This window comes from Streptomyces sp. NPDC007907 (assembly GCF_042959365.1).
Lineage (GTDB): Bacteria > Actinomycetota > Actinomycetes > Streptomycetales > Streptomycetaceae > Streptomyces > Streptomyces indiaensis.
Genome location: NZ_JBIBKR010000003.1, coordinates 63,864 through 88,246 on the forward strand (window position 1 = coordinate 63,864; position 24,383 = coordinate 88,246).

22 protein-coding genes and 1 pseudogene are annotated in these 24,383 nt (G+C 71.0%); 13 read left to right on the forward strand and 10 right to left on the reverse strand.

Features of this window, described 5'->3' with window-relative positions; all coding sequences use genetic code 11:
• Window positions 1–123: 123 nt before the first annotated feature.
• Window positions 124–2,394: an MMPL family transporter gene (locus tag ACFZDI_RS11535; RefSeq protein ID WP_391249663.1), complete on the forward strand. Its 2,271-nt coding sequence runs from the start codon at window positions 124–126 to the stop codon at window positions 2,392–2,394.
• Between the two features lie 321 nt (window positions 2,395–2,715).
• Here the strand turns inward: ACFZDI_RS11535 and ACFZDI_RS11540 are convergent, their stop codons facing one another.
• Window positions 2,716–3,669 (reverse strand): cupin domain-containing protein, encoded by a 954-nt coding sequence (locus ACFZDI_RS11540; protein ID WP_391249665.1) that lies wholly within the window; start codon window positions 3,667–3,669, stop codon window positions 2,716–2,718.
• Window positions 3,670–4,142: 473 nt separating this feature from the next.
• Here ACFZDI_RS11540 and ACFZDI_RS11545 point away from each other — a divergent pair, with 473 nt between their 5' ends.
• On the forward strand, window positions 4,143–4,355 hold the full coding sequence (locus ACFZDI_RS11545; RefSeq protein ID WP_391249667.1) for a hypothetical protein: 213 nt from the start codon (window positions 4,143–4,145) through the stop codon (window positions 4,353–4,355).
• Between the two features lie 578 nt (window positions 4,356–4,933).
• Window positions 4,934–5,335, forward strand: a complete 402-nt coding sequence (locus tag ACFZDI_RS11550; RefSeq protein ID WP_391249669.1) for a hypothetical protein — start codon at window positions 4,934–4,936, stop codon at window positions 5,333–5,335.
• Window positions 5,336–5,429: 94 nt separating this feature from the next.
• On the opposite strand, the gene ACFZDI_RS11555 is transcribed toward ACFZDI_RS11550, so the two are convergent.
• The 3 genes from ACFZDI_RS11555 to ACFZDI_RS11565 form a co-directional block, all read right to left on the reverse strand.
• Window positions 5,430–5,966, reverse strand: a complete 537-nt coding sequence (locus ACFZDI_RS11555; protein ID WP_391249671.1) for a hypothetical protein — start codon at window positions 5,964–5,966, stop codon at window positions 5,430–5,432.
• Between the two features lie 65 nt (window positions 5,967–6,031).
• Window positions 6,032–6,985 (reverse strand): hypothetical protein, encoded by a 954-nt coding sequence (locus tag ACFZDI_RS11560; protein ID WP_391249673.1) that lies wholly within the window; start codon window positions 6,983–6,985, stop codon window positions 6,032–6,034.
• 304 nt (window positions 6,986–7,289) lie between these two features.
• Window positions 7,290–7,907, reverse strand: a complete 618-nt coding sequence (locus ACFZDI_RS11565) for a TetR family transcriptional regulator (protein WP_391249675.1) — start codon at window positions 7,905–7,907, stop codon at window positions 7,290–7,292.
• A 135-nt stretch (window positions 7,908–8,042) separates the two neighbouring features.
• On the opposite strand from ACFZDI_RS11565, the gene ACFZDI_RS11570 reads away from it, so the two are divergent.
• Window positions 8,043–10,832, forward strand: a complete 2,790-nt coding sequence (locus ACFZDI_RS11570) for a LuxR C-terminal-related transcriptional regulator (protein WP_391249677.1) — start codon at window positions 8,043–8,045, stop codon at window positions 10,830–10,832.
• A gap of 130 nt (window positions 10,833–10,962) precedes the next feature.
• Here ACFZDI_RS11570 and ACFZDI_RS11575 read toward each other — a convergent pair whose 3' ends face one another.
• Entirely contained in the window at window positions 10,963–11,400 is a 438-nt protein-coding gene (locus tag ACFZDI_RS11575) for a hypothetical protein (RefSeq protein WP_391249679.1), read from the reverse strand.
• 84 nt (window positions 11,401–11,484) lie between these two features.
• On the opposite strand from ACFZDI_RS11575, the gene ACFZDI_RS11580 reads away from it, so the two are divergent.
• The 5 genes from ACFZDI_RS11580 (at window position 11,485) to ACFZDI_RS11600 (ending at window position 17,320) form a co-directional block, all read left to right on the forward strand.
• Complete coding sequence (locus tag ACFZDI_RS11580) at window positions 11,485–12,189, forward strand: helix-turn-helix domain-containing protein (RefSeq protein ID WP_391249681.1); 705 nt, start codon at window positions 11,485–11,487, stop codon at window positions 12,187–12,189.
• A 577-nt stretch (window positions 12,190–12,766) separates the two neighbouring features.
• Window positions 12,767–13,327 (forward strand): Helicase associated domain protein, encoded by a 561-nt coding sequence (locus ACFZDI_RS11585; RefSeq protein WP_391249683.1) that lies wholly within the window; start codon window positions 12,767–12,769, stop codon window positions 13,325–13,327.
• A 56-nt stretch (window positions 13,328–13,383) separates the two neighbouring features.
• A complete protein-coding gene (locus ACFZDI_RS11590; RefSeq protein WP_391249685.1) occupies window positions 13,384–14,070 on the forward strand; it encodes an FCD domain-containing protein in 687 nt (228 codons plus the stop codon).
• Entirely contained in the window at window positions 14,067–15,488 is a 1,422-nt protein-coding gene (locus ACFZDI_RS11595; protein WP_391249687.1) for a hypothetical protein, read from the forward strand. Before ACFZDI_RS11590 ends, ACFZDI_RS11595 begins: the two co-directional genes overlap by 4 nt.
• Complete coding sequence (locus ACFZDI_RS11600) at window positions 15,485–17,320, forward strand: GMC family oxidoreductase N-terminal domain-containing protein (protein WP_391249688.1); 1,836 nt, start codon at window positions 15,485–15,487, stop codon at window positions 17,318–17,320. Before ACFZDI_RS11595 ends, ACFZDI_RS11600 begins: the two co-directional genes overlap by 4 nt.
• A 440-nt stretch (window positions 17,321–17,760) precedes the next feature.
• Here the strand turns inward: ACFZDI_RS11600 and ACFZDI_RS11605 are convergent, their stop codons facing one another.
• Window positions 17,761–17,892 (reverse strand): hypothetical protein, encoded by a 132-nt coding sequence (locus ACFZDI_RS11605; RefSeq protein ID WP_391249690.1) that lies wholly within the window; start codon window positions 17,890–17,892, stop codon window positions 17,761–17,763.
• A 55-nt stretch (window positions 17,893–17,947) separates the two neighbouring features.
• Here ACFZDI_RS11605 and ACFZDI_RS11610 point away from each other — a divergent pair.
• A protein-coding gene (locus ACFZDI_RS11610; RefSeq protein ID WP_391251071.1) for an IS5 family transposase occupies window positions 17,948–18,741 on the forward strand; the annotation gives its coding sequence in 2 pieces (ribosomal slippage) (window positions 17,948–18,281 and window positions 18,281–18,741; 795 coding nt in all).
• A gap of 595 nt (window positions 18,742–19,336) precedes the next feature.
• Here ACFZDI_RS11610 and ACFZDI_RS11615 read toward each other — a convergent pair.
• From ACFZDI_RS11615 to ACFZDI_RS11625, 3 genes are all read right to left on the reverse strand, one after another.
• Window positions 19,337–19,969, reverse strand: a complete 633-nt coding sequence (locus ACFZDI_RS11615; RefSeq protein ID WP_391249692.1) for a DUF305 domain-containing protein — start codon at window positions 19,967–19,969, stop codon at window positions 19,337–19,339.
• 117 nt (window positions 19,970–20,086) lie between these two features.
• Window positions 20,087–20,530, reverse strand: coding sequence for a DUF6153 family protein (locus ACFZDI_RS11620; RefSeq protein ID WP_391249694.1), 444 nt, complete (start codon window positions 20,528–20,530; stop codon window positions 20,087–20,089).
• A 138-nt stretch (window positions 20,531–20,668) separates the two neighbouring features.
• On the reverse strand, window positions 20,669–21,256 hold the full coding sequence (locus ACFZDI_RS11625; RefSeq protein ID WP_391249696.1) for a TetR/AcrR family transcriptional regulator: 588 nt from the start codon (window positions 21,254–21,256) through the stop codon (window positions 20,669–20,671).
• A 116-nt stretch (window positions 21,257–21,372) separates the two neighbouring features.
• Here ACFZDI_RS11625 and ACFZDI_RS11630 point away from each other — a divergent pair, with 116 nt between their 5' ends.
• Entirely contained in the window at window positions 21,373–22,230 is an 858-nt protein-coding gene (locus ACFZDI_RS11630) for a methyltransferase domain-containing protein (RefSeq protein WP_391249697.1), read from the forward strand.
• A 34-nt stretch (window positions 22,231–22,264) separates the two neighbouring features.
• Here ACFZDI_RS11630 and ACFZDI_RS11635 read toward each other — a convergent pair.
• Window positions 22,265–22,516: pseudogene (locus ACFZDI_RS11635) on the reverse strand (metal-sensitive transcriptional regulator); the annotation flags it as partial.
• Between the two features lie 698 nt (window positions 22,517–23,214).
• Between ACFZDI_RS11635 and ACFZDI_RS11640 the strand changes: the two are divergent.
• A complete protein-coding gene (locus tag ACFZDI_RS11640; protein ID WP_391249699.1) occupies window positions 23,215–23,853 on the forward strand; it encodes a Chromate resistance protein ChrB in 639 nt (212 codons plus the stop codon).
• Window positions 23,850–24,266, forward strand: coding sequence for a DUF1232 domain-containing protein (locus ACFZDI_RS11645; protein WP_391249701.1), 417 nt, complete (start codon window positions 23,850–23,852; stop codon window positions 24,264–24,266). Before ACFZDI_RS11640 ends, ACFZDI_RS11645 begins: the two co-directional genes overlap by 4 nt.
• Window positions 24,267–24,383 lie beyond the last annotated feature (117 nt).

A 24,383-nucleotide genomic window follows, 5' to 3' on the forward strand; every position in this document is an offset into this window, starting at 1 on the left:
CCTCACTCCGCCCCGGGGCCGACGGACCCGCGGCCCGCGGGCCGATGCCGCAAAGCGCCGTGGCGACGAGCCTCGGCATCGGCGGCCGTACAAGGACGGCCGACGAGGTGGTTGGAGGATTCGATGCTCTCGAAAGCCCTGTTGCGCCTGGGCGGGGGCGCCGCCCGCCATCCCTGGCGGGTGATCGCGGCATGGCTGATCGCCGCCACGCTCGCCGTCCTGGCCGCCGTCGCCTTCGGCGGGCGGACCGCGGACTCGATGACCGCTGCAGGACTGGACTCGCGACGGGCCGCGGAACTGATCGAGCGGGCAGGCACCGGCCAGGAGGGGATGACCGCCCAAGTGGTCCTCACCCCCCTCGACGAGGGTGCGACGTTCTTCGACGACGACGGAGCGCGCACCGCTCTCACGCGGCTGCGGGCCGAGGTGAAGCGGCTGCCGCACGTGCTCGGCACGAGCGACCCGGCGGGGGCGCTCGAGGCGGGCGGGGACACCGCCGTGCGCGGCGGCCTCGTTTCGGCCGACGGGCGCATCGCGGTCGTCCGGGTGCAGTACCCCGACCAGAGCCGGCTGTCGGCCGAAGACCTCGACGCCCTCGTCGGTCTCGGCGACCGGCTGCGCGCCGAACTGCCGCTGCGCATCGAGATGGGCGGGAACCTCTTCTACGTCTTCTCCGACCCCGACGGCGGCGCGAGCGAGCTGATCGGCCTCCTCGCCGCGGCCGCGATCCTGTTCCTGGCGTTCGGTTCGCTGGTCGCCGCCGCGCTGCCGATCGGCATGGCGGTCTTCGGGCTGACCGTCGGGGTCGCCACGATGACGGTACTGGCCGGGGTGACAGAGGTCCCCACCTTCGCGCCGGTCCTGGGCAGCATGGTCGGGCTCGGAGTGGGCATCGACTACGCGCTGTTCGTGCTCGCCAGGCACCGGGAGTACCTCGCGTGCGGGCTCGATCCGCAGGCGGCGGCCGGACGAGCGGTGGCAACGGCGGGCCGGCCGGTGGTCTTCGCCGGCGGCACCGTCGTCGTGTCGATCCTCGGCCTGGCGGTCGCGGACGTGCCGTTCATGACGGTGGGCGGGGTTGCCGTCTCGATCGTCGTTCTGATCATGGTGGTCGCGTCGGTGACGCTGCTGCCGGCCTTCCTCGGCGCGGCGGGCCCGCGGCTGGGCCGGGCCGGCTGGATCGGCCGGTTTCTGCAGATCAGGAAGCCGGGCCGACTTGCACTGCGGCGGGACCCGGCGGCAGGCGCCGCCCACGCCGCCGGGTGGCGTCGCTGGATCGGGCACGTCAGCCGGCACCCGGTGCCGTACGCGGCCGGCGCGGCGGGGCTGCTGCTGACCGCGACGCTGCCCGTGCTCGGCCTGCGCGTCGGCCTGCCCGACGACGGCTCACTGCCCCGCAGCCGTACCGAGCGCCGGGCCTACGATCTCGTCGCCGAGGGGTTCGGCCCGGGCATCAACGGTCCCCTCGTCATCGCCGCGGAGCCCACCGGTGATCCGGGAGTGCTGGACCGGCTCGTCGGGGCGGTCGCGGCGGATCCGGGCATCGCATCCGTCGCGCCGGGGCACATCGATCGGGCCACCGGCATCGCGACCCTCGTGGTGTTCCCGACCACCAGCCCTCAGGACAAGGCCACGGCCGACACCATCGCCCGGCTGCGCACCGACGTGCTGCCCGCGGCGATCGGGCACGGCCCGGCCAGGGCCCACGTCGGCGGCGCCGCCGCGAGCCTGTCCGATGTGGGCCAACGCACCAGCCAGCGCCTGCCGGTGTTCGTCGCCGCCGTGCTGGCGATGTCGTTCCTGCTGCTGATGCTGGTCTTCCGCTCGATACTCGTACCGCTCAAGGCTGTTCTGCTGAATCTGCTGAGCATCGGCGCGGCCTACGGGATCATGGTCGCGGTCTTCCAGTGGGGCTGGGGAGGCCCACTCATCGGGCTGGAAGCGACGGTTCCGATCGTGTCGTTCATCCCGATGTTCCTCTTCGCCATCCTGTTCGGCCTGTCGATGGACTACGAGGTGTTCCTCCTCTCCCGCGTACGCGAGGAGTACCTGCGCACCGGCGACAACGGCACGGCGATCGTCGAGGGCGTCTCGCGCACCGCCCGGATCATCACCTCGGCCGCCCTCATCATGGTGGCGGTCTTCCTGTCCTTCGCCCTCGCCGAGGACCCCTCCACCAAGATGTTCGGGCTCGGCCTGGCCACCGCGATCTTCATCGACGCCACGGTCGTACGCATGGTGCTGGTACCGGCGACCATGACACTCCTCGGCCGGACCAACTGGTGGCTGCCGAAGTGGCTGGACCGGATGCTTCCCCGCGGCCCGGTCGGCACCGACGACACCGACGCGGAATCCACGGGTGAGGCCCCGCGTCCACGGCTGGTTGACCGTTGACTCAACTCCCCGCCCTGGGCGTCCGGCACCTGAGCGCGTCACCCAGGGCTCTACCGCACCACCCGGCAAGCGCGCAAACGCCTCCTCGGTGACCTCTCAGGCAGTGTCCTACGTGGTGGGGCGGATCACGCTTCGAAAGCCCACCTCGCCCGCTCGTGCTCTCCGAACGGACGCGGCACAGCGGACAGCCGAAGTCGCTCCGTCCGCTGCCCAGGATCTCCCCGGGGGTGCCTCTACGTCTTTCGCCGAGCAAGGCACGGGGTTCTGGCTTCGTCCTGGCGGTAGCCGGCGGCGCGCTCCCCTTGCCCGGTGCCCGAGGGATCAGGCACCACCGGCTTCGCGGGCTGCGCGGCGGAAGGAGCCCGGCGGTACGCCGTGCTCACGCTTGAAGGCGTGGGCGAAGGCATATTCGGAGGCGTAGCCGACCTGCCGGGCGACCGAGGCGATCGGCGCGTCGGTCTCACGCAGCAGACGGGAGGCCGTGGCCAGACGCCACCAGGTGAGGTAGGCGATGGGTGACCGGCCGACGTAGGCCGTGAAGCGTTCCGCGAAGGTGGTGCGCGAGAGCCCCACGCTCTGAGCCAGATCACGCACGGTCCAGGCACGGGCCGGATCGCGGTGCAGACGGTCCAGCGCGGCACCTACGGCCGGGTCCTTGAGAGCGGCGCACCAGCCACCGGCCTCCTGCGGGCACTGGGCCTCCAGCCACACCCGTAGTGCGTACACCAGCAGGAGGTCGAGGAGGGCCGGCAACGTGGCCTGCGCCCCGGGACGGTCCTCAAGGGTGTCGGTGCCCAACAGGCCGAGCACCGCGCCGAGTTCCCCGTGCCGCCGACCCAGCTCTGCCGGGATGTGGACGACATCGGGAAGGCCACGCAGAAAGGGGTGCACGGCTCCGCGTCCGAGCCGGTAGGCGCCACACAGCAGGAGCGTGTCGTCGAAGGACCGGCCCGGGTGCGCGAGGGTGGGGTGGGTGACCCTGCCGACGAGCGTGTCCGTCTGCACAGGGGCCGGGGGCAGTGCCTCCAAGGGGCGGTCCGGCGTATCGCTCATGCCGTGGACGCTGCCGTGCGCCAGCAAGACCACGTCCCCGGCGGACATGCGGGCCGGACGCCCGGACGGAGGTATCAGCCAGCACGCCCCGCTCAGCACCACGTGGAAGCCGGCTCCCGGGTACGGACCGTATCTGCTGCCCCATCGGCCGCTGTAGCGGGAACGGGTGAGCTTGGCGTGACCGGCCTTCATCGTCGCGATCACATCACTTAACACGTCCATACCCAACGGTATCCCGCGGCCAAAGTGCCGGACGATCACGCAAGAAACGCGGTGCCGCACGCATGGGAGCACCCCTGCGCCGCTCCGTACGGTCGTTGTCACGGCCCAGCGGACCACCCGCCGCCCAGTCAACGCCATCCCGAGCTCACACCGGCGAACCGGGCCCGCGGTCCCGCAGGCGCACCGGCACGAACTGCTCTGCTCACCACGAAGCAATCCGCACACCAACCAGGAGCGAACCATGAAGGCTTTCGGCAAGAAGCTGACGATGACGGCGGCAGCACTGACAACAGCCGCGGGACTCGCCACCGCAGGGGCACCGAGCGCCCAGGCGGCCGGCAGCTACAAACATCCGTATCGACGTACAGGAGACGGCGTTCGTCTCCGACTACTGCCTCCTCACCGACACGAGCGGCAACAGCCGGGCCCACTGCAGCGGGAACAAGGGCGCCTACAGCTCCTTCCGTCTGGGAGTGGTGCACAGCCCCGGTGACCGGGCCTGGATCGACGTCAACATCGTGGGCGGCGCGGATCGCAAGGGCATAGACCTGCGCGGCAAGCACTACCTCCGGGTCTCCGGCAGCCTCTTCGCCGTGCAGGTGTGCGGGTGGAGCAGCCTCGACTCCTACCACAGCGGCCAGACCGGAGCCTCCCTTCACGGCAGCGGCCTCTGCGCGGGCGGCTGAGCCCGCAGCCTCAGCCGGCGGACCGGGGCTCGATCTCTCCTCGACCGTAGAAGCCGAACGAGTCGCCCACCCTCGCACGCTCCGCGTCACACCGTTCGCGCGCAGGCCGACGCCGCCGACGAACCGGTCCGGCTTCCAAGCCGTCGCGACGAGTGAGGCGAACCCGTGGCCGATAATCCAGATCCGTGCCAGCCGGCCGGCCTCTGGACGGCCGGACCCCGCAAGGGACCCGGGCCCCGGGAGCCGGGCCAGGGAGCCCGGGCCAGGGGAGCCGGGCCAGGGGAGCCGGGCCAGGGGAGCCGGGCCAGGGGAGCCGGGCCAGGGGAGCCGGGCCAGGGGAGATGTGGAAGCCGCCGGCCCAGACGTGCAGTTCTGCCAGGGCGCCGACCTTCCTGCCGGCCGGCGCGCGGCGGGAGGTCGCATGGGTGGCGGCGAGATGGATGTGCTCGGTGGGCGGCGCGGCCGTGGAAAAACCCGATGAGGCGATCGCGAGGTGGGGTGGTGAACCCATCGGGGGCTGTGATGCGCAGGCCGACGCCTTTGGACAGGAGGCGGACGTCGGCGGGCCAGTTCCGGCCGTGGTCGTCGCTGGTGTGACGGTTGCCGACGACGAACGCGGCAAAGGCCGCCTGGTCGCCAACGTCCTGCCGGACATCGACGACGACCTCGCGGCGGACATCCGCGGCCTGCCCCAGCGCGGCGGCCACCGCGATGCGCGGACGCTGGCCGCGACGCCACCGGCGGCGGACTCGGCCGTGCTCGTCATGGGCCCGGTCGGCGCCCTGGCGCCGGCCGCGCCGGCGACCACCTGCGCCCTCCTGCTCACCATCGCCCTGTGGCCGGCCGGACAGAGCCGGACCTGCTTCCCCGCCTGCCCGGGCCTGGCCGCCACCGACGTCGCCCTCCTGCTGCCGCGGGGCCGCGCCTCGCGTGAGGAGACGGCACCCGCCACGGCGGCGCACCCAGGTCAGCCGCAGTGAGGGCCTGGTCGTCAGGGCCTGGCAGGATGAGCCACCCGGCAAAGGAGGCAGACCTGTGTGACCTGTTCACCAACGAGGCGCACTCCCCCGCCGGTCATGACCGGCTGTTGAGAAAACCGATCGTGACGGCCCCCCACCACCCGAGTTGGGAGACAACGGCCGAGACCACTCCACGCACCAGCAGCCGCCGCGGCCACGCGCCCACATGGCCGCCCAGGGTGCGGTGCAGAGCTTGCGCGTGCACTCCGTTGAGCGCGATCAGGAGAACCAGCACCAGCTTCACCCGTGTGAGGGGAGCCCGTGGGTCGGGATCGAGGACGATTCCGCTCAGCACCAGGCCGGCCAGCCCCGTCCACACAGGCACGTGCAGCGGGTCGGCGAACTCCAGTGACTGGCGCAGGCTCCGCCTCCCCAGCAGCCACAGCATGCCGTAGTAGTCGATGGTCAGCACCGAGCCCAGTCCGAGGACCAGCGCCCCCAGATGCAGGAACAGCGCGACGGTACGCACCGCGGGACCGGCCTCCACCTGTGACGCCGCCCCCACGCTGCCCGCCCACGCCAGACAGATGAGCAGGTCGGCGACGATGAGCGTACGGCTGTGCGGGGGTCTGCGGGGCCGTCCGGGATTCATGCGATCACCTCCGTGGTGAGGCGGTGGGACGGCATTCACGCGCCCCACCGCCTTCTCGAGGCGTATCAGTTCCGGGCCACCCAGCCGGCCATAATCCCCATGACGTCGTCGTGCGAGTGCCCGTCGATCTCGTACCTGCTGGTGATCTGCAGGACATCCCCTCGGTGGATCACGCCCAGGGAGTCACCGCTGCAGGGCGGCATGTCCGAGATCTCGGTGTGTCCGTGGAGGTCGATGAACTCGGGGCTGCCGCCTTCCTCCGCCACGACGTTGCACAGAAGCCGGCCGGTGGTGAGGTTCTCGGTCCGCACCGAGTGACCGCTGTGGTGGAGATGGCCGCGCATGTGCACCAGCGTCCCGGAGATCGTGGATCGCCACCGCCGGGTCTTTTCGCTGACTCCCTCGGGAGCGTCGTACGCGCTGCCCAGGCATCCGCCCGCGTCCATCCAGATCGGTGTCACCGGTTCGAGTCGCGAACCAGTGGCGGATTCATGGGTGTACGTCACGGAGATGTAGACCGTCTTGTTCTGGGGGGCGTGGTTCATCAGGTCGTAGAGCATGTTCCACCGCTCGCCCCTGCCGACCTTGATGCCGTATCCGGAGGGCAGGACACTTTCCACACGCTCGTTGCCGGAGGCGAATATTCGCTGTGGACCGTTGCACACAACGTCGTTCTTCCAGTGATTTCCCATCACCATGTGATGCAACATTGGCCCGGTGTTGACGTTGGCGTTCGACCCGTCCGCGTAGACGAGTTTGGGCTTGAATCCGGTGATGAAGCAGTCATCGCACGGCTTCCGGACGTTCAGGGAGAGTCGGTTTCCCGACTCCCCGTGGTCGTGCCCCGACGCGGCCGGGATGGTGAACGGCCCGTACCGTACGGTCGTGACCTGCGGGCCCCGGTGCTGCCGCCCTGGGTCAGGGGCGGCAGCGGCTGCGGAGACGGCCGCGGGCACGGCGCCGGCCGCCAGTGCCGCGGCGACGATGACGGCGGTCAACGCGAATTTTCGCTGAAACATGTTTCCTCCTTGCCGGAAAGAAATTCTTCCGAATCGGCCGGAACGCACGGAAACCACATCGCGAGGACAGGAGATGCCCTGAAGTGCGGGCAGCGCATATCGAGGGGTCCCCTCGCCGGTATTTGCCCCGCTTGGCTGACCGTAGAGTGACGGGCGGCCTTTCCACTGTCAACCGGTCCCCGCCGCGGTGAAAAACGGGGAAGTTCCCGCTGAGTTGCTGACCAGCGTCTACTCGAGATACTGGCCCCCAGGGCTGGCGCAACACCGGTGACTTCACCGGTTCGCGGCGGTGATGCAGGGTGACTCAGCCGCTGCTCCGGGCCGAGGCCAGCCTGGCGAAGAGCCTGTGCACCAATGCGGTCCACGCCTTGCGGTCCGGGCCCTCGAGGCCCGAGGCGGTGAGTACGTCACCCCCGAGGGATACACACAGCACCAGGCGGGCGCAGGCCGCGCTGTCGACCTCGGGGGCAAGTGAGCCGTCCTGTTGGGCGAGTTCGACCAGGTCCGTCAGCTTGGCCTCCGCCCTGCGCAAGGCAGCGTGGACCCTGCGGGCGACCTCGTCGTCCCGCCGCGCGGCGGCGAGCGCCTCACTGACCAGAGGCGCCCACGTTTGTCGGCGGGGGTCGGAGAGGTCGGTGGTGATCATCTCGAGCAGGTCGGTGGGGGCCGCCCCGCGGTCGAGTGCCTCGACCAGCCTGCGCGCGGCAGCTGCCAGACCGCGATCGACCGCCTCGGCGAGAAGTTCGGCCTTGTTCCGGAAGTTGCCGTAGATCGCGCCGGTGGACAGCCCGGCACGACGGGCTATGTCCTGTACCCGCGCACGGTCGTAACCCTGCTCTCCGAATTCGTGAACGGCTGCCTCGATCAGCCGGTCACGGATGTCGGCACCGCACTGCCTTGAGAGGGAATCAGGCTCTGCCACGACCCAAGCGTAACCGCGCAGCGAGGTTCCAAGGGGCCCTGGCAGAACGGCACTTCGGGCCGCACCAGTATTGCGCTCACCCTCGAGAATAGTCATTATTCTCGACCTGAGGCGTCGAGCCGGGAGGCGTGCGTCATGACGTACGGCACCGAGCAACCCCACATCATCGGCAGACAGGCCGAGCGCCGGCAGCTGGTGGCGGCGGTCGAAGCCTGCCGCGGAGCAGGCGGCGGTGCCCTGCTCCTCACCGGTGACCACGGAATCGGCAAGACCGCGCTGCTGCGGTACGCGTCCCACCTGGCTCATGGCTTCCGCGCTGTCAGGGCCGACGGGGTACCGGCGGAACAGGACCTGGTGTACGGAGCGGTGCAGCGGCTGGTCAGGCCGCTGGCCTCCGACCTCCCTCAACTGCCCGCGCGGTCCCGTGAGGTGCTGGAGCGGCTGCTGCTCGGGCACGTCCCGTCGCCCGGGGACCGATCGCTGATCGGCGTCGCCGTGCTGGCGCTCCTGGGGAGGGCGAGCGGCCGCAGTCCGGTGCTGGTCGGCGTGGACGATCTGCACTGGGTCGACGCCGAGTCCCGTGACACCCTCGGTTTCGTAGCCCGCAGGATCAGCACCGAGCGGGTCCTGATCCTGGCCGGGACGGAGAGCGACGGGTGCGCCGCCGTGTCGGGGGTGCCGGTACTCCGTCTGGCGGGCCTGCCCGACCAGGACTGCCTGCGGCTCATCGCACGGATCCGGTCCTCTGCGGTGGCGCTCCCGGTTCGCGAGGTGCTCCTCCATGCAGCGGGCGGCAATCCCCTGATCATGCTGGAGTTGTTGCGGACACTCACACCCGCGGAGCTGAGCCAGGTTTCCCGCCTGCCCGACCCCCTGCCCCTGGCACCTCGTCTGGCGCGCCGCAGGCTCGCCGAATTCCGCCGACTTCCCGGCGACTGCCGGAGGTTGCTGTTGCTGCTGGCAGCTGAACCGGGCCTGGCCCCCCAGACTCTCCTGCGTGTCGCCCAACGGGCGAGCATCGACCCGTCGGCCCTGAAACCGGCCGAGACCGCGGGTCTGATCACTGTCTCGAACACCGTGATCTCCTTCCGGCACGACGATCTCGGCCGGGCCATCTGCCAGGGAGCGGATCTCGCCGAGCGGCACTGGGCGCACGGCATGCTGGCTCGAGCGTTCGCCGACACGCACGACGATCGTCGTTGCCGGCACGAAGCTGCCCTGTTGTCGGAGCCCAACGCCGAACTGGCCGACGAGCTGGAACGCCAGGCCGTATCCGCCCGTCGGCAAGGCAGCCCGGCGCATGCGGTGGAGCTCATGGAACGTTCGGCCCAGCTGACCCAGGAGGACGGCCCCCGGGGAAGCCGCTTGGTGGCCGCGGCCGACTGCTGCCGACGCGCCGGACGCCCGCGGCGCGCGGCCCGGCTGCTGGAACGCGCGGAGCCGCTGGTGGGTAGCGATCAGCTGTCCTTACGGGGGCGTATGGCTTACCTGAAAGGCGTGATCGCCCTCCAGCACGCCGCTGCGCCGGATGCCTACGACGGACTCCTGACCGCCGCCGACCTGCTGGCCGGTGAGGACCCGTCGCTGGCCGTCAAGGCGCTGGTGGCAGCGGGGGAGGCGGGCCTGTACGCGGGAAACGCGGCCTTACCCGTGCAGGCCGGCCGGCGTGCGCTGGCGGTGCTGAACAGCATGGGACACGAACAGCCGGCGAGCCGGTTGGCCGCCGATGTTCTGCTCGCGGTCGCCGATGCGCTTCAAGGCCGGCTCTCGGCCGCGGTGCCCCGGTTACGTGAGCGTCTCGACACGGCGGCGCAGGTCGACGATCCTCTCCTGCTCGCCTGGGCGTCGCACGGTGCGCTGTTCATCGCCGACGATGCCCGCGCGCGTGCGCTGGCCACCCGAGCGGTGACGCTGGCACGCACGGCAGGTGACACACCCACGATGGCGCACGCCATGCAGTACCTCGCGTACCCGGAATGCTGGCTGAGCGGACCGGAAGCGGCGACGCTCACCGCCGCCGAGGCACTGCGGCTCGCCCGCGAGAGCGGCCAGCTGAACTGTGTCCGCAATCTGATGGGGATACTGATGCTCGCGGCCGGGATCACCGGAGACTCGGCGGCCTGCGGGCAGTACGCGGACCGCGTCGTCGGCGAAGCGCAGGCGCACGGCCTGGGCCTCGCTTCCGCCCTCGGCCTGTGGGGACTGGCCCACCTGGATCTCGCCTGCGGAAACTGGGCCGAGGCGGCTGCCAAGTTGCGCCGACTCGCCCGGACGAGGCTCGGACATCCTGGTGTCGCGATCGAGGCGGTGCCCAGTTACGTGGAGGCCGCGGTCCGAGCCGGGGACCGGCCGCGGGCGGAGCGCGCCGCGACGACTTTCGCCCCTTGGGCGGAGGCGATCGGCCGTGGGTGGCCGGCCGCGTTGGCGGCCCGGTGCCGCGCGCTGCTGGAAACCGGCGACACCGAGGAACACTTCCGGTGCGCTCTGCGTCTGCACCCGATCGGCGATCGTGAACTGGAACTGGCCCGCACAGGCCTGCTCTACGGCGAGTACCTCAACCGTGAGCGCCGACGCTCGGACGCCCGCGCCCAGCTGCGGGAAGCAGCCGACATCTTCCGCAGGCACGGAGCGCGGCTGTGGCTCGACCGGACCCGGGCCGAGCTGCGCGCCACCGGGGACGACTGGGACCCCGCGGAGAACGAGTCCCCCGCTCTTGAAGTCCGGTCCGCAACACTGACCTCCCGTCAGCACCAGATCGTCCGGCTGGTCGCCCAGGGCGCGACCAACAAGGAGGTGGCAGCCCGGCTGTATCTGAGCCCCCGCACAGTCGACTATCACCTGCGTCGCATCTTCGAGCGCCTGGGTATCACCTCGCGTGCCGACCTGATCCGCTGGTTCGCAGCCGGCACCGGTTCCGGCACATGATCCCCGGTTGGCCGGCTGATCCCCTCTGCTTGCCGTCTGGACCGTCCGCGGACACAGAGCTCCTTCCCACTCAGCGGGTGAGCCGATGGAGGGGCTCACCCGCTCGTCCCCGCAGGGCTGGTGCCTGCCGTCAGTGAGACTGCCGCTTGCCGTTGTAGCGCTGGGCGAGCCGGGCGAGGGCCACCGCGCCGAGCAGCAGGCCGAAGTCGCGCAGCGCGACGTCGTAGTGGCCAGGGATGGTCAGCAGGTTGACGATGATCCCGGCGAGCCATCCGGCCACCAGCCAACCGCCGAAGCGCGGGGCGAGCGCGACGACGAGGCCCGCCACGATTTCGATCGCGCCGACTGCGTACATGGCCGCCTGGGCACTGCCCGGTGCGATGTCGTTGATCCACGGGGCGAGGTAGGTAGGCCAGTCCACGAGCAGATTGGCGAACTTGTCCAGCCCGAACAAGATCGGCGCCGCGGTGAACCCGGTGCGCAGGATGACGAACGCCTGGTAGCCGGGATCGCTGAGCGCAGGCCGCCGGGAGGTGACGGATGTGGTGGTTGTGGTTGGGGACGACATGACGCCCGCCCTTCTATCGACAACTCTCACTAACTATAGAAGCGCGGAAGCCTTCTTTAGTCAATCGCTGTTGGTTTTACACTGGTGTTCGTGGACCCCTCGAAAGAAGCAGCCCGCTCCGACGTCTCCGCCGTCGCCGCTCTCGACGAGCCGACCCGCAGGAGGCTCTACGACCACGTCGTACGCCAGCCCGAACCGGTCAGCCGCGACGAAGCCGCCGAGGCCCTCGGCCTTGCCCGGCAGACAGCGGCCTTCCACCTGGACCGGCTGGCCGACGAATCGCTGCTCGACGTCGTCTACGAGCGGCGCAGCGGCCGCACCGGGCCTGGAGCAGGCCGGCCCGCCAAGCTCTACAAGCGGTCCGCCAAACAGGTCACCGTCAGCCTCCCGGAACGGCATTACGAACTGGCCGGACGGCTCCTTGCCCAAGCGCTGGAGGAATCCGAATCCACAGGAGAACCAGTTCGTTCAGTTCTGCACCGAAAGGCCCACGGGCTGGGCGCCCAACTCGCCGGCCCGGGCCAGACGGATGTATTCGCCCTGCTGGAAGACAACGGCTTCGAACCCCGCGCTGACGGTGATGCCATCGTCCTGGGCAACTGTCCCTTCCACGCGCTCGCACGCGAGCACACCCAGACGGTGTGCGGCATGAACCTCCACCTGCTGCGCGGTCTGCTGGACGGGCTCGCCGAAAGCAGCCTCCAGGCACGCCTGGCGCCGAGCCCCGGTCACTGCTGCGTCCGGCTGGAGCCCGATTCCCCACCCTCCACCGGCGTGCGCCCATCCTGAGGACACCACCTGCCACTCCCCCGTTCCACATCCCCCGAGGAGGACGCCACGGACACCACCGCATCGGCGACGGTGCGGAGCACGGAGCAGTACTGGCTCACGACGACAGCCTGGAAGCCCCGGCCCATCACGTCATCCATGACCAGCGAAGTGCGGCAGGCGATGCGCCTCGGCGTGCGTGGAGCAGAGGGGCCATCACAGGCAGTTCCCCACTCAGTCGGGTGGCGCCAGAAGCACAGAACCCTAAATGCCCACTGCACGTAGTCCCAGTATGAGGCCGATCACCGAAGCACACGAGGCCCAACCAAGCCCGGCCCTGGTCGAGGTCGCAGCCGCAGGCGACCAGACCACACCCGTTTGTGCGATGGCCCGGCCTGGGAGAACTCGACGCCCGCGAGTGGGACGAGGTCATCGCGATCGTCCGGGCTCACCAGGCCCTCGGGCGCGGCACGTGACATATGGCGTACGTCTTCGAGAGCACAGGGATCTTCCGTCTTGGTCGAGGCGGACAAGCGGCAGAACAGCGGCCAGGCCGAGCCTCATCACCTCTGCGGGCTCGCGGCTGGGACGGCTACGGATGCAGCGTCGCCTCGCCGGTAGCGCACGCGCGCGCCGAACGAGCCGGACAGCGGGCATCGATACGGCTGTTGCCTGCGCGCGTGCCTTCGTCGCCGAACACGGATGCCTGGCCCTGGTCACCAAGAACATCTCGTACCAGGGGTTTTTGCTCGGGAAGTGGCTCACTGCCCAGCGTTGCCTCACCCGCCGCCAGGACGAACCCGGCGCGCATGGCTGGGCCTGCGACGCAGGCCCCGGGCTGGCCCACGCGCGCGCGTACGCCTCCGCACACGGCCACCTCGCCACGCCCCAAACAGCGCGCCCGGAAGGGTTTGCGCTGGGGCGGTGGCTGAGCGAACAGCGCCACCAGGCGCGGGAGCACCACCGCAGTACAGGCGGGACGTGGCCGGTCAGCACGCTCCTCGCAGCGCTCGACCCCTGGTGGAACCCGACCTGGCCCTTGGACGGACAATGCATTTGGAGCCGCGTGCGGAAGCGGTCAGAGTCCGCATCCTCAGCCGACGCCGGTGGTACCGGCATCGCGGACCTTGAGAGGACTTGGGCGTGCCAGGCCCGTTGACTGTGCGAACGCTTGTTGGTTGAGTGGCTCATCCACCAAGCCACTGGGAGGACGGCGTGGAGGCACTGCCCCGCGAAACGATCGTCGATGTTCTGGAGAGCCGGCTGCGTGAGGACATTCTCAGCGGACGCCACCCGGTCGGCGCATACCTGCCGCCCGAGCGCACGCTCGCCGACGGATACAGCGTCACCCGCACCACCCTCAAGCACGCCTTCGGACGGCTCATGCAGGCCGGCCTGCTGGAGACCCGGCACGGCGTCGGCACCCGCGTGCGCGACTACCTCCGGCTGGGCGGAGCCGACCTGCTGCCGATGCTCGTACGGCACAGCCCCGACTGGGTCGGGGAGATCTTCGAAGTGCGGCGCAGTATCGGAGCGCTGATCGCCGAGCGTGCCGCGGCCCGGGCGACCGACCGGCAACGAACCGAGCTGCGCACGCTGCTGACGGCCGTGGGGGACGCGCCGGACGCCGACGCCGTGCAGCTCGCGGACATTGAGGTGCATCGGGCCCTGGCCCACGCCACGGGCAACCGCGTCTATGTCCTGCTGACCAATACCCTCTTCAACGCCTACCTGCCGGTACGCGCCGCACTCAAGGCGCCGTTCACGGATGCCCAGGTGGCACGCGGGCGGCTCGAGCCGGTGGTCGACGCGGTGGTGGACGGTGACGAGGCGGGCGCCCGAAGGGCCGCCGAGGGGTATCTGACGGCAACCGAGCGGATCATGCTGGAGAGCCTGGCATGAGCGTGGACACCGCCCCATCCGCGCCCGCTCGCGGCACCGTCTTCCGCGAGACGATGCTCGGCACACTGCGGCTCGACACCGAGGACCGCACGCGCCGCGTCCGCCTCGATCTGACGGTTACCGCCGACCGCCTCCTGCGGCTGTCCGGCACGACCGAGGCCCGTGCCGCCGGCCGGATGCGGATCGCCGGGTGGGCCGACGATCCCTGCGCCGAAGGCGAGTTGGAGATATCACCGTGGGCGCGACGCCGTATCCGCTACCGCATCACGTTCACCTCCGGCGGCCACCGCCTGACTCTCGACGGCTGGAAGGCCGTCACCTGGCGCAGGCCCGTGGCCTCGATGACCGTGCTGCCGTACACCCTCCGGGAGGACGGAGCGCGGATCGGCACTGGCACCCTGCGGTTCTCGCTTTCTGCACAACTCCTGCCGTTCCTCGCGAGTTTCCGTTTCCCGCGGCAGGAGGACCCCGATGCCCACCTCCCGCCACGGTGGCGCGGCGAGCCGGGCCGTACCGAGGTCTGGTACACCACCGTCACCGACCCGGCCACCGGCACCGGGCTGTGGCTGCACCACGAAATGACCGCCCCCGCCGACGGATCCGAACCCTACGGACACGGCTGGGCCGCTGTGTTCCCCAAGGACGGACCCGTGCGCCACGCTCGCTTCGGTCCCGCCCCGTGGACTCGCGACGAGTCCGGCTTCAGCGGGGACGGGGCAGCGATCCGGCCCGGCCGCCTGACCGGCTCGGCCGAGGACGGAGCCCTGCGCTGGGACCTCGCCGAACGTCCCGGGGACCAACCCCTGTTCACCTTCCCCCGCTGGTCCTGGCGCCGGCCGCTGCTGCCGGCCGCCCAGATGCTCCCCGCCGCGCGGGCCTCCTACGACGGCATCGTCACCCATGACGGCAGCACGCTCACGCTCACCGCCGCGCCCGGCGCGTCCGCCCGGATCTACGGCCACGGCAACGCCCGCCGCTGGGCCTGGCTGCACGCCGACCTGGGAGGAGGGGACGTCCTGGAGATCGTCGCCGCCGTCTCCACGCGCCCGGGGCTGCGCAGGCTTCCGCCCCTGGTCTTCCTGCGGTTGCGCCGGCACGGCCGCACCTGGCCCCGCCGCCCCGAGCGGTCGGCCGTCGGGTGGGCGGGAGCGGGCCGCTTCCGAGCCGACATCGCTCTGCCCACATGGACGGTCACCGGACGCTGCGGTCTGCGCCGGATCCGGGTCGAGGTCACCCAGCCTCCGGACCGCACCCTCGCACTGGACTACACCGACCCCGACGGCGGGCATGCGACGTGCCGCAACAGCGAACGCGCCGACGCCCACGTCCTTGTCGAGCGGTGGTGGTTCGGGGGCTGGCGCACCGAGGCCGCCTGGACGCTGGACGGCACGGCCCACGCGGAGGTGGGCACCCGATGAGCCTCGACGGCCTGGTGGCCGCCCTCCTCGCCGACGACGACACTGCCGACTGGCCCCGGCGCGTTCCCGCCCGACTGGACACGCTCCTCGCCACGATGCCGCTCGCCGCCCGCTTCGGCCTGCGCGCGGCGGCGCACGGGATCGACGTCTACGCCACGGCACGCACCGGACGCACCCTGGCAGCGCTCACAGCGGGCGAACGCGAGTCCGTGCTGGGCGAACTGGCCGCACGGCCCGCGCTCCTGCCGCTCCTGGACCTGATCAAAGTCCCCGTCCTCCTGTCGGCCGGGACGGAGCGGATGCTCCAGGACGGCGGCTCGGCGCCGCGCACACTCCTGCGAAAGGATCCGCCGCTCGACCTGACGCCCGCCCACGCCTGGCCCGCCCGCTCCACCGCCGACGCCGTGGTCATCGGCTCCGGCGCCGGCGGGGCGATGGCCGCGCGAACCCTGGCACAGGCCGGGCTGGACGTCGTCGTCCTGGAAGAGGGCCAGCACCATTCGACCGAGTCGTTCGGCCGGCGACCGCCCCTGGAGCGGTTCACCGACCTCTACCGGGACGGCGGAGCCACTGTCGCGGTGGGCACACCGCCCCTGCTGCTGCCGATGGGCCGAGCCGTCGGCGGCACCACGGTCGTCAACTCCGGTACCTCCTACCGCACTCCGAAGCACGTCCTGTCCCAGTGGAGCAAGGACTTCGGCTTCACCCTCGCCGACGGCTTCGACCGGCATCTGGATGAGGTAGAATGCACCCTGCGCGTCGCCACTCAGCCCTTGGACGTGCTCGGCGGCAACGGTTGGGTCGCGCTGGCCGGTGCCCGTGAACTCGGATGGCAGGCCGCGCCCTTGCGGCGCAACGCCCCCGGCTGCCATGGCTCCTGCCAGTGCGTGGTGGGCTGTCCCACCGGCGCCAAGCAGAGTGTGCAGCTCTCCGTGCTGCCCGACGCCTGCACGGCGGGAGCCCGCATCGTCACCGGCGCGCGGGTGGAACGCGTCCTCGTCGACCCGGACCGGCCCGGAGGCCCGCGCGCCTCAGGCGTGCGCGTACGCCGGTCCGACGGCGGCTTCGAGATCCTCGCCCCTCTGGTCGTCGTAGCGGCGGGCGCGCTGCAGTCCCCGCCGCTGCTGCGGCGCTCCGGTCTCGGTGGCCATCCACGCCTCGGCCGCAACCTCAGCGTCCACCCGGCGACGAGCATCGCGGGCCGCTTCGCGGATCCGGTCACCGCCTGGGAAGGCGTGCTGCAGAGCGTCGGAGTGGAGGAGCACCACAGGGACGGCGTCCTCATCGAGGCCACCGCCACCCCACCCGGCATGGGTTCCTTCGTCCTCCCCGGACTCGGTGGGGAGCTGCGGCGCGAACTGGAGTGCGCCGACCAGCTCGCCACGCTCGGCGCCATGATCGCCGACCGACCCTCCGGCCGTGTCCTCGGACGCGAGCGCATGCTGCTCCGCTACGACCTGCACCGCCGCGACGCGGGCCGGCTGATGCGGGCCGTGCGTGCCATGGGCGAGCTGCTGTTCGCCGCGGGCGCGGACGAAGTACTCACCGGGATCCCCCGCACCCCTCGCGTGCGCGACCTCGCCGAACTGGACGCCGTCCTAACCGGTACGAGCGCCCGGCATCTGCACCTTTCGGCCTATCACCCCACCGGCACGGTCGCCGCGGGGGCGAGCCCGCAGCAGTGCCCGGCCGACCCGGCGGGCCGGCTCCGCGGGGTGCGGGGAGTGCTGATCTCGGACGCCTCGGTCCTTCCCAGCTGCCCCCAGGTAAACCCGCAGCTGACCATCATGGCGGCGGCACTGGCGGTCGCGGAAGAGCACCTTCGCAGCTGAAACTCCAGGAGGAACGGAGCCATCACCGTCGCCACCGGCACGCGCGGTGGCTCCTGGACGCGGACGCTGACCAGCCCCTCGAGTATCTGGACGTGCGGCACCTGCCGGAGGTGACCACGGCGCAGCGGCGGTGAACCGGGGTGGCGCGGGGGGCGGTGCGGGCCGGTGCGGGGGCGGAGCGGGTGTTCACGCTGGCGCATAACGGGCCTGGCGACATACCCGGAGCCGCAGGACGACGGCAGCACCGTGTGGCGAGGTCCCGCGGACGAGGTCCTTCGTCCTCGGCACCTGGACCCAGCCGGCCGGCTGATCCGTGCCGGAGTGAGGGGGTTCACCCGGGTCACGGGTGCACCCCCTCACACGCACCACCCATCAGGACCGAAGGGGGACGCTGGTGATCAAGAAACAACCCACAGGCCTTGGCCGGGAGCTGGACGCCCTCACGGACGGCCCCGCCGCCCGCCCACCGGGGCCCCCGCTGCAGCGTCGGTGCCCTTCTGAAGGCCGCAGACGCCGTCGCCCCATCGCTCCGCGCAGTACTGGTAGACGCCCAGCGTCTCCGCCACGGCCATCGCCGAGACGCTGAGCCGCAGCTAACAGGTCATCTCATTTGGCGTGTTCGACAGCCTGTTGCCGTGGGGACCGGATGAGTTGTGGGAGTTGTTCCAGCGGGTGGTGCCGGAGGTGCCGACCCGTCCGCAAGGCGGTGGTCGGCGCCGGCACGGAGATCGGGAAGTGCTGGCCGCGATCGTGTTCGTCGCAACGTCGGGCTGCACGTGGCAGCAGCTGCCGTCCGCCTCGTTCGGGCCCTCAGGAGCCACGGCCCACCGGCGGTTCACAGATTGGTCGAAGGCCAGAGTGTGGGCCAAGCTCCACCGCCTGGTCCTCGACGAGCTCGGTGCCCGCGGCGAGCTGGACTGGTCCCGGTGCGCGATCGACTCGGTCAACATGCGGGCCCTGAGGGGGAACTGACAGGCCCGAGTCCTGTCGGCCGGGGCAAGTACGGCTCGAAGGTCCACTTGATCACCGAGCGGCCCGGTCTGCCCCTGTCCGTCGGCATCTCCGGTGCCAACGTCCACGACAGTCAGGCCCTGATCCCGCTCGTGCAGGGCATATCGCCGATCCGCTCCGGCCGCGGTCGACGGTGGCGCAGGCCCGGCAAGCTGCACGGTGACAAAGGCTATGACTACCACCACCTGCGGCGATGGTTACGTGACCGCCTCATCACGCCCCGGAGCGCCCGCAAAGGGACGGACTCCAGCCAGCGGCTGGGCCGGCACCGCTGGACTATCGAACGCACAATGGCCTGGCTCGCCGGATGCCGACGCCTCCACCGACGCTACGAACGCAAAGCCAGCCACTTCCTGGCCTTCACCAGCATCGCCTGCACCCTCATCTGCTACCGCCGACTCATCAAATGAGATGACCTGTTAAAGATGGCCAGCAGAACGGCGGCGCCGGTCAACTGCAGGAGAGTCTGCGCGCTGCCCCACCCGGTCTCGGGGGCCCTGACGATGGCGAAGGCCGCGAAGGCCAGGTCGGCGGTCACCGCTGCTCTGCCCTTCATCGAGATCCCATTCAGGTACACCCAGGGGGTATCTGGCTTCGCTTTGCCGCTGCTCGACCTCGCCGCCCACAACAGTCGGCCGCAGCAGGTGTGGGCGGCCACCCAGGACGTCGAGACCGCCCCGGCGACGGCCTACGGCCGGCAGGAGGCCGGTGGCGGCGAGGGTGGCGATGCCAATGGGGATATAGATGATGAGGATTCCTCACCGCCTGCGTTGCCGCCTGTAAGGCCTGTGTGGACGAGTGCTCCCCCCACGCGGACATGCGCGAGCACTGCCGCATCTGCAGCCGTCGCGACCGGTGAGGATGCGGCCGTCGGTGCCGAGGGTGATGAGCAGGCCGGGCTCGGGCGATCCAAGCGGGAGTTGAGCGGAGCGGAAGAGCGCTAGGCAGCGCAAGGAGGCTGGGCAGGGGCGGCGTGTGCCGTCCCTGCCCGACCGGTGTGCCGGGTCAGCTCCTGCCGAGGAGCTTGTTCATCTGCTCGATCTCCGCGGACTGGGAGGTGATGATCTCGGCCGCCATGGTCTTGGCGTCGGGGAAGGCACCTTGCGCCTTCTGCGTCTTGGCCATCTCCACGGCGCCTTCGTGGTGATTGATCATCAGCTCCATGAAGGCGGTGTCGAACGCTTTGCCTGAGGAGTTCTCCAGCTTCTCCATCTCCTGCGGGCTCATCATCCCGGCCATGCCGTGGGCTGAGTGGTCCATCTCGCCCTGGGCGGGCACCTGCTCACCCCAGGAGGCCAGCCAGCCCGACAGGGTCTTGATCTCCGGGTCCTGGGCCTTCTTGATGTCCTTGGCGAGCTTCTTCACCTCGGCCGACTGCGCGCGCGAGGGCGCGAGATCGGCCATCTCGATGGCCTGGCGGTGATGAGGGATCATGCCCTTCGCGAACGCCACGTCGGCGGCGTTGTGCTGTCCCTGCGAGGCCGGTGCGGAGGCGGGCGGCGAGGTGGCGGTGTGGCCGTTGTGGCCGGCCGAGCCGTCGATACCGCTGTCGTTGCCGCAGGCGGCCAGCACGAGTGCGGCCGCCGCGGCGACGGTGGCGGCCGCGCTGCGGCGCAGGAGGGAACGCTTGCTGATCATGGTGGTGCTACTCCTTGACTGCGCGGCCCGGTCAGCGGGCACACGCGAGGAACGGATGATGAGAGCCCGGAGCACGAACCCCGCCGCCGGCAAGGGCACGGGGTCGTGCGGGCGGCTCTATATCCGCAGGAGCTGCAGCTCAGCCAGATCAGGCGGTGCCCGGCCGCTCCACGCGCCGCCCCCGGTGCTGCCCGGCAGCACCGGGGGCGCCGATACCGCGTCGAGAGCCGCGGCCAGCTGCGGCGGCGCGTACGGGGAGGCGACACCCGCGGCGGCGCACGTCCCGTCCGCGTGGGCGAGGTGTTCCGTGCCGCCGGCCGAGTGCGAACACGCCCGATCCGTCACGGCCTCGTGCACGGCGGTGTGGGAGCTGGGGGCTCCGTGGGGCGCGGAGGCCGGAACGGCATGCCGGACGTGACCCTGGTGGCCTTGCGCCGTCGATGCGGGCGCCGGGCCGAAGCCGTGCATGGCCAGCACACCGGCCAGTACCGCCAGCACCAGCAGCACGAAGCCGCGCCCGGCAGGGCGGCGGCTCGGCGTGCGCTGGACGGCGGCGATCATAGGTTCATCGTAGGGGCGGCCGGTGCACCGCGTTTGAGGAGCAGACCATCCGGGCGACCCCCTCGCCCGCTTCCTCCACCTCGGGGCGGGCCTCGCTCGCCGCCGCGGGCCACCGCCTCGGCCGCACAGGCGTGCAGGTCAGCTGCCGAGGAGGACGGCCAGCAGGCGCTGCGTGGTCACTGCGGTGTCCGGGGCCGATCCGGGGGTGCGGGTCATCAGCAGGTGGTGGGTCGTGCCGACGAGCGCGAGCGCGATGGCTGCGGCATCGCAGCCCGCAGGGATCCGGCCGGCGTGCTGTTCCGCCTGGAGATAGGCGGTGACGGCGTGCTGGATCGCATCAAACGCGGGCGCGCCGGACTGGAAGCCCTCGCGGGTGTGGGCCGCGGCCGCGGGGCGGGTCATCGCCAGGCCCACCACCGCAGGCGGCAGGGAGTCCAGCAGGGTTTCGACGACCTCTTGGAGGTTCTCGGCGACCGTGGCCTGTCCAACTTTGGCTTGCAGGGCCTCGGCCTGACGGGCGCTGCGCGCGAAGCGGTCCAGGACCAGTTCGGCGACGAACTCGTCCAGTCCGGCGAAGTGGGTGTGCAGGACGCCTTTGGCGCAGTCCGCCTCCGCGGTGACCGCGCGGCTGGTCAGGGCCACGGCGCCATCGCGGGCCACCACCCGTTCCGCGGCTGCGAACAGCCGCTCGCGCAAGTCCGGAATCGCCACTCCACGAGGTGACACAACAGCCCCTTCCCCTCAGCCGATTGCAGGTATGGGCGTTCGCCCATACTGTTTGGGCACTTGCCCATTCTAGGGCCGGGGCGCCCCGCCGCGCCTCGGCGGGAGGGAGTTCACCCATGGGGCAGTTCGCCAACACCGCGCAGGCCGAGGCGTGGAACGAATACGAGGGGGCGCAGTGGGCCCGCAGCCAGGAGCGCTGGGACGCCGTCAACGACGGCTTCAACCAGCCCCTCCTGGACGCAGCAGCCATCTCGGAAACCGACACCGTCCTGGACATCGGCTGCGGAGCCGGCCGTACCACCCGCCTTGCCGCCCGGCGGGCCTCACGCGGCCGGGCGCTCGGCTTGGACCTGTCGGGGCCGATGCTGGGCAGGGCGCAGGAGAGCGCCGTACGTGAGGGGGTCGCGAACGTGGCCTTCGTGCAGGGCGACGCCCAGGTCCACCCCCTGGACGCCGAGGCGTTCGATGCGGTCATCAGCCGGTACGGCATGACCTTCTTCACCGACCCGGTCGCCGCGTTCGCCAACCTCCACCGCGCGCTGCGCCCCGGCGGCCGGCTGGCCTTCATCTGCGCGGCCGTGGCCGAGGCCAACGAGTGGCTCGTCGCGCTGGCCTCGCTCAAGGACATCCTGCCGCTCGGCGACTTCGGGAAGGCCGGCGGCCCCGGCATGTTCTCCCTGACGGATCCCGGCCACATCCGCGACCTGCTCGCCGCAGGCGGGTTCGACGGGGTGGACGTGCAGCGCATCGAGGCGGCGGGGAAGTGGGGCGCCGACGCGGCGGACGCCGCGGCGTTCCTGCTGGACTCGGGCCCCGGGCGTCACCTGCTCGACGAGGTGGCCCCTCCTGCACAGCAGGCAGCGCGTCAGGCGCTGACGGCCGCCCTTCAGCGCCATGAGGCGGACGGCGGGGTGTGGCTGCGCAGCAGTTCCTGGCTGGTCACCGCCGAATGCGGCGACTTGGCACGCAACTGACCGCAGCCGCGCCCCGCCCCGACCCGGGGCGGGTTCAGGCACGGACCATGCGAGCGATGGCCTGGGACGCTTCGGCGATCTTGTCCTGGGCCTGGTCGCCGCCCTGGGCAATCGCGTCGGCCACGCATGAGTGGAGGTGGTCGTCCATCATCGTCAGGGCGAAGGACTGCAGGGCCTTGGTGAGGGCACCGACCTGGGTGAGGACGTCGATGCAGTAGGTGTCCTCCTCGACCGGGCGCCGCAGGCCCCGCACCTGGCCCTCGATGCGGCGCAGCCGCCTTAGGACGTCGTCCTTGTTGGCGGTCTAGACAGGCGGGCGAACACCTCCCGCTGCAGATCTGCCTCCAAATCGGTGGACACGTCCCAGAGCGGATCCATCTCTCCCGCAGGGTCTGCACGGCGCCCTGGTCACCGACGGGGCCGCCACCTGGGTACCCTTCGCCGCCGAACACCACGTCCACAGCACGACCACCGGCTACCCGGCCGACCACGTCCGACCGGTTCTGGCGCGCCTCTGACACCCACCACGACGGCACCGGCCTCGGCCTGCGCATCGTCGTACAACTCACCCGCTCCGGCGGCGGCCACATCACCCGGCAAGCCGCCCCAGACGGGGGCCTCGACGCCACCGTCCTGCTGCGCCCGGTCCACCCCACCGCTCCACATGCCCAAGCACCCAGCGACCGCCCCGCACAGCCCCACCGCAGCCAACTCCCGGCCGCTCCACTCAAGCCCATCGGCGCCCCGGAACACGCACACCGCTGACGGGCCACGATCCTGCGAACCCACCGCCATGGCTGGGTGTCGTCCCCGACCCGCCAGCGGACCGGCACCGGTCATTGCGTTCCCGGACAAGCCGTGCCTGTTACAGCCGTAACATCGCTCCACGGCCGGTGCTCCCAGAACTGACGAAGGCAAGAGAGAGGCGCCAGGAGCAGGGAGCCAACGTCGGCGATCCTTCTGTTACGGGCGTATCATCAACCTGTGAGTGATGGTGAGGTGGACGAGTCGGCCCCGGCCAGGGCTGAGGACGCCTGGCTGATGGTGGCGGTGAGCACCGCCGGCGCTGCCGACTCCCTGCGGGTGCATGTGTGGCGCAAGCTGCGCGGACTCGGGGCGGTGTATGTGCAACAGTCGGTGTGCCTGTTGCCCGACCGTCCGCCGGTCGCGGGCACCGTGCGCAAGCTGGTGGACAAGGTCCGCGCCGAGGGCGGCACGGCCCGCCTGCTGCACCTGACCCTGACCGACCCGGTCGAGCGCGGCGAAGTCATCGGCGAGTTCCGCGCCTCCGTCACCGCTGAGTACGGCGAGGTCCTGGCACGCCTCCCGGCGTTCTTCGCTGAGATCGAAGCCGAGACGGCCAAGGGCCGCACCACCTTCGCCGAGGTTGAGGAGTCCGAGGCGGATCTGGCCCGATTCGAGACGTGGGTCGGCAAGATCGCGGTCCGTGATTACTTCGCCGCGCCAATCGGTGCCGAGGTCCGTGCCGAACTGGAGCGCGCCCGCACCGCGATGACGGCGTTCGAGGCCGCCGCCCTCGCCGCCGACACCAGCCCCGACACACGCACGGGGCGCGACCGGGCCCGGCTGCGCGCCGCCGGAGGAGAAGGACACCGCCCGTGAACATCTGGTGGTCCACAGCCCTTGCCCTGGTCGGCGGGCTGATGCTGCTCTGGCTGCTCGCCCTCGCCGCCCTCGCTCTCGTCCTCCCGCGCGGGAACCTGCTGACCGAGGCGATCCGGCTGCTGCCAGACCTGCTGAGGCTCATCCCACGCCTGGCCCGCGACCACACCCTGCCGCGCGGCGTGCGCGTCCGGCTGTGGCTGCTGCTCGGCTACCTGGCCATGCCGATCGACCTGGTACCGGACTTCATTCCCGTCCTCGGCTACGCAGACGACGCCATCGTGATCGCCGCCGTTCTGCGCTCGGTCGTCCGCCACGCCGGGCCCGAGGCCCTGGCCCGGCACTGGCCCGGCACCGACGACGGGCTCAGTGCGATACGCCGCCTCGCCGACCTGCCCGCCACCCGAACCTGACGAGCACCGCCTGGAGAACCTCCTCACCCCGAAGTCGGGCTCGGGTCCACGTGTGAGCTGTCAGGCGCTTTGAGGGGCAGGCGTGCCGTATCCGGTGCTCCTTCGTGGGCCTGGCGG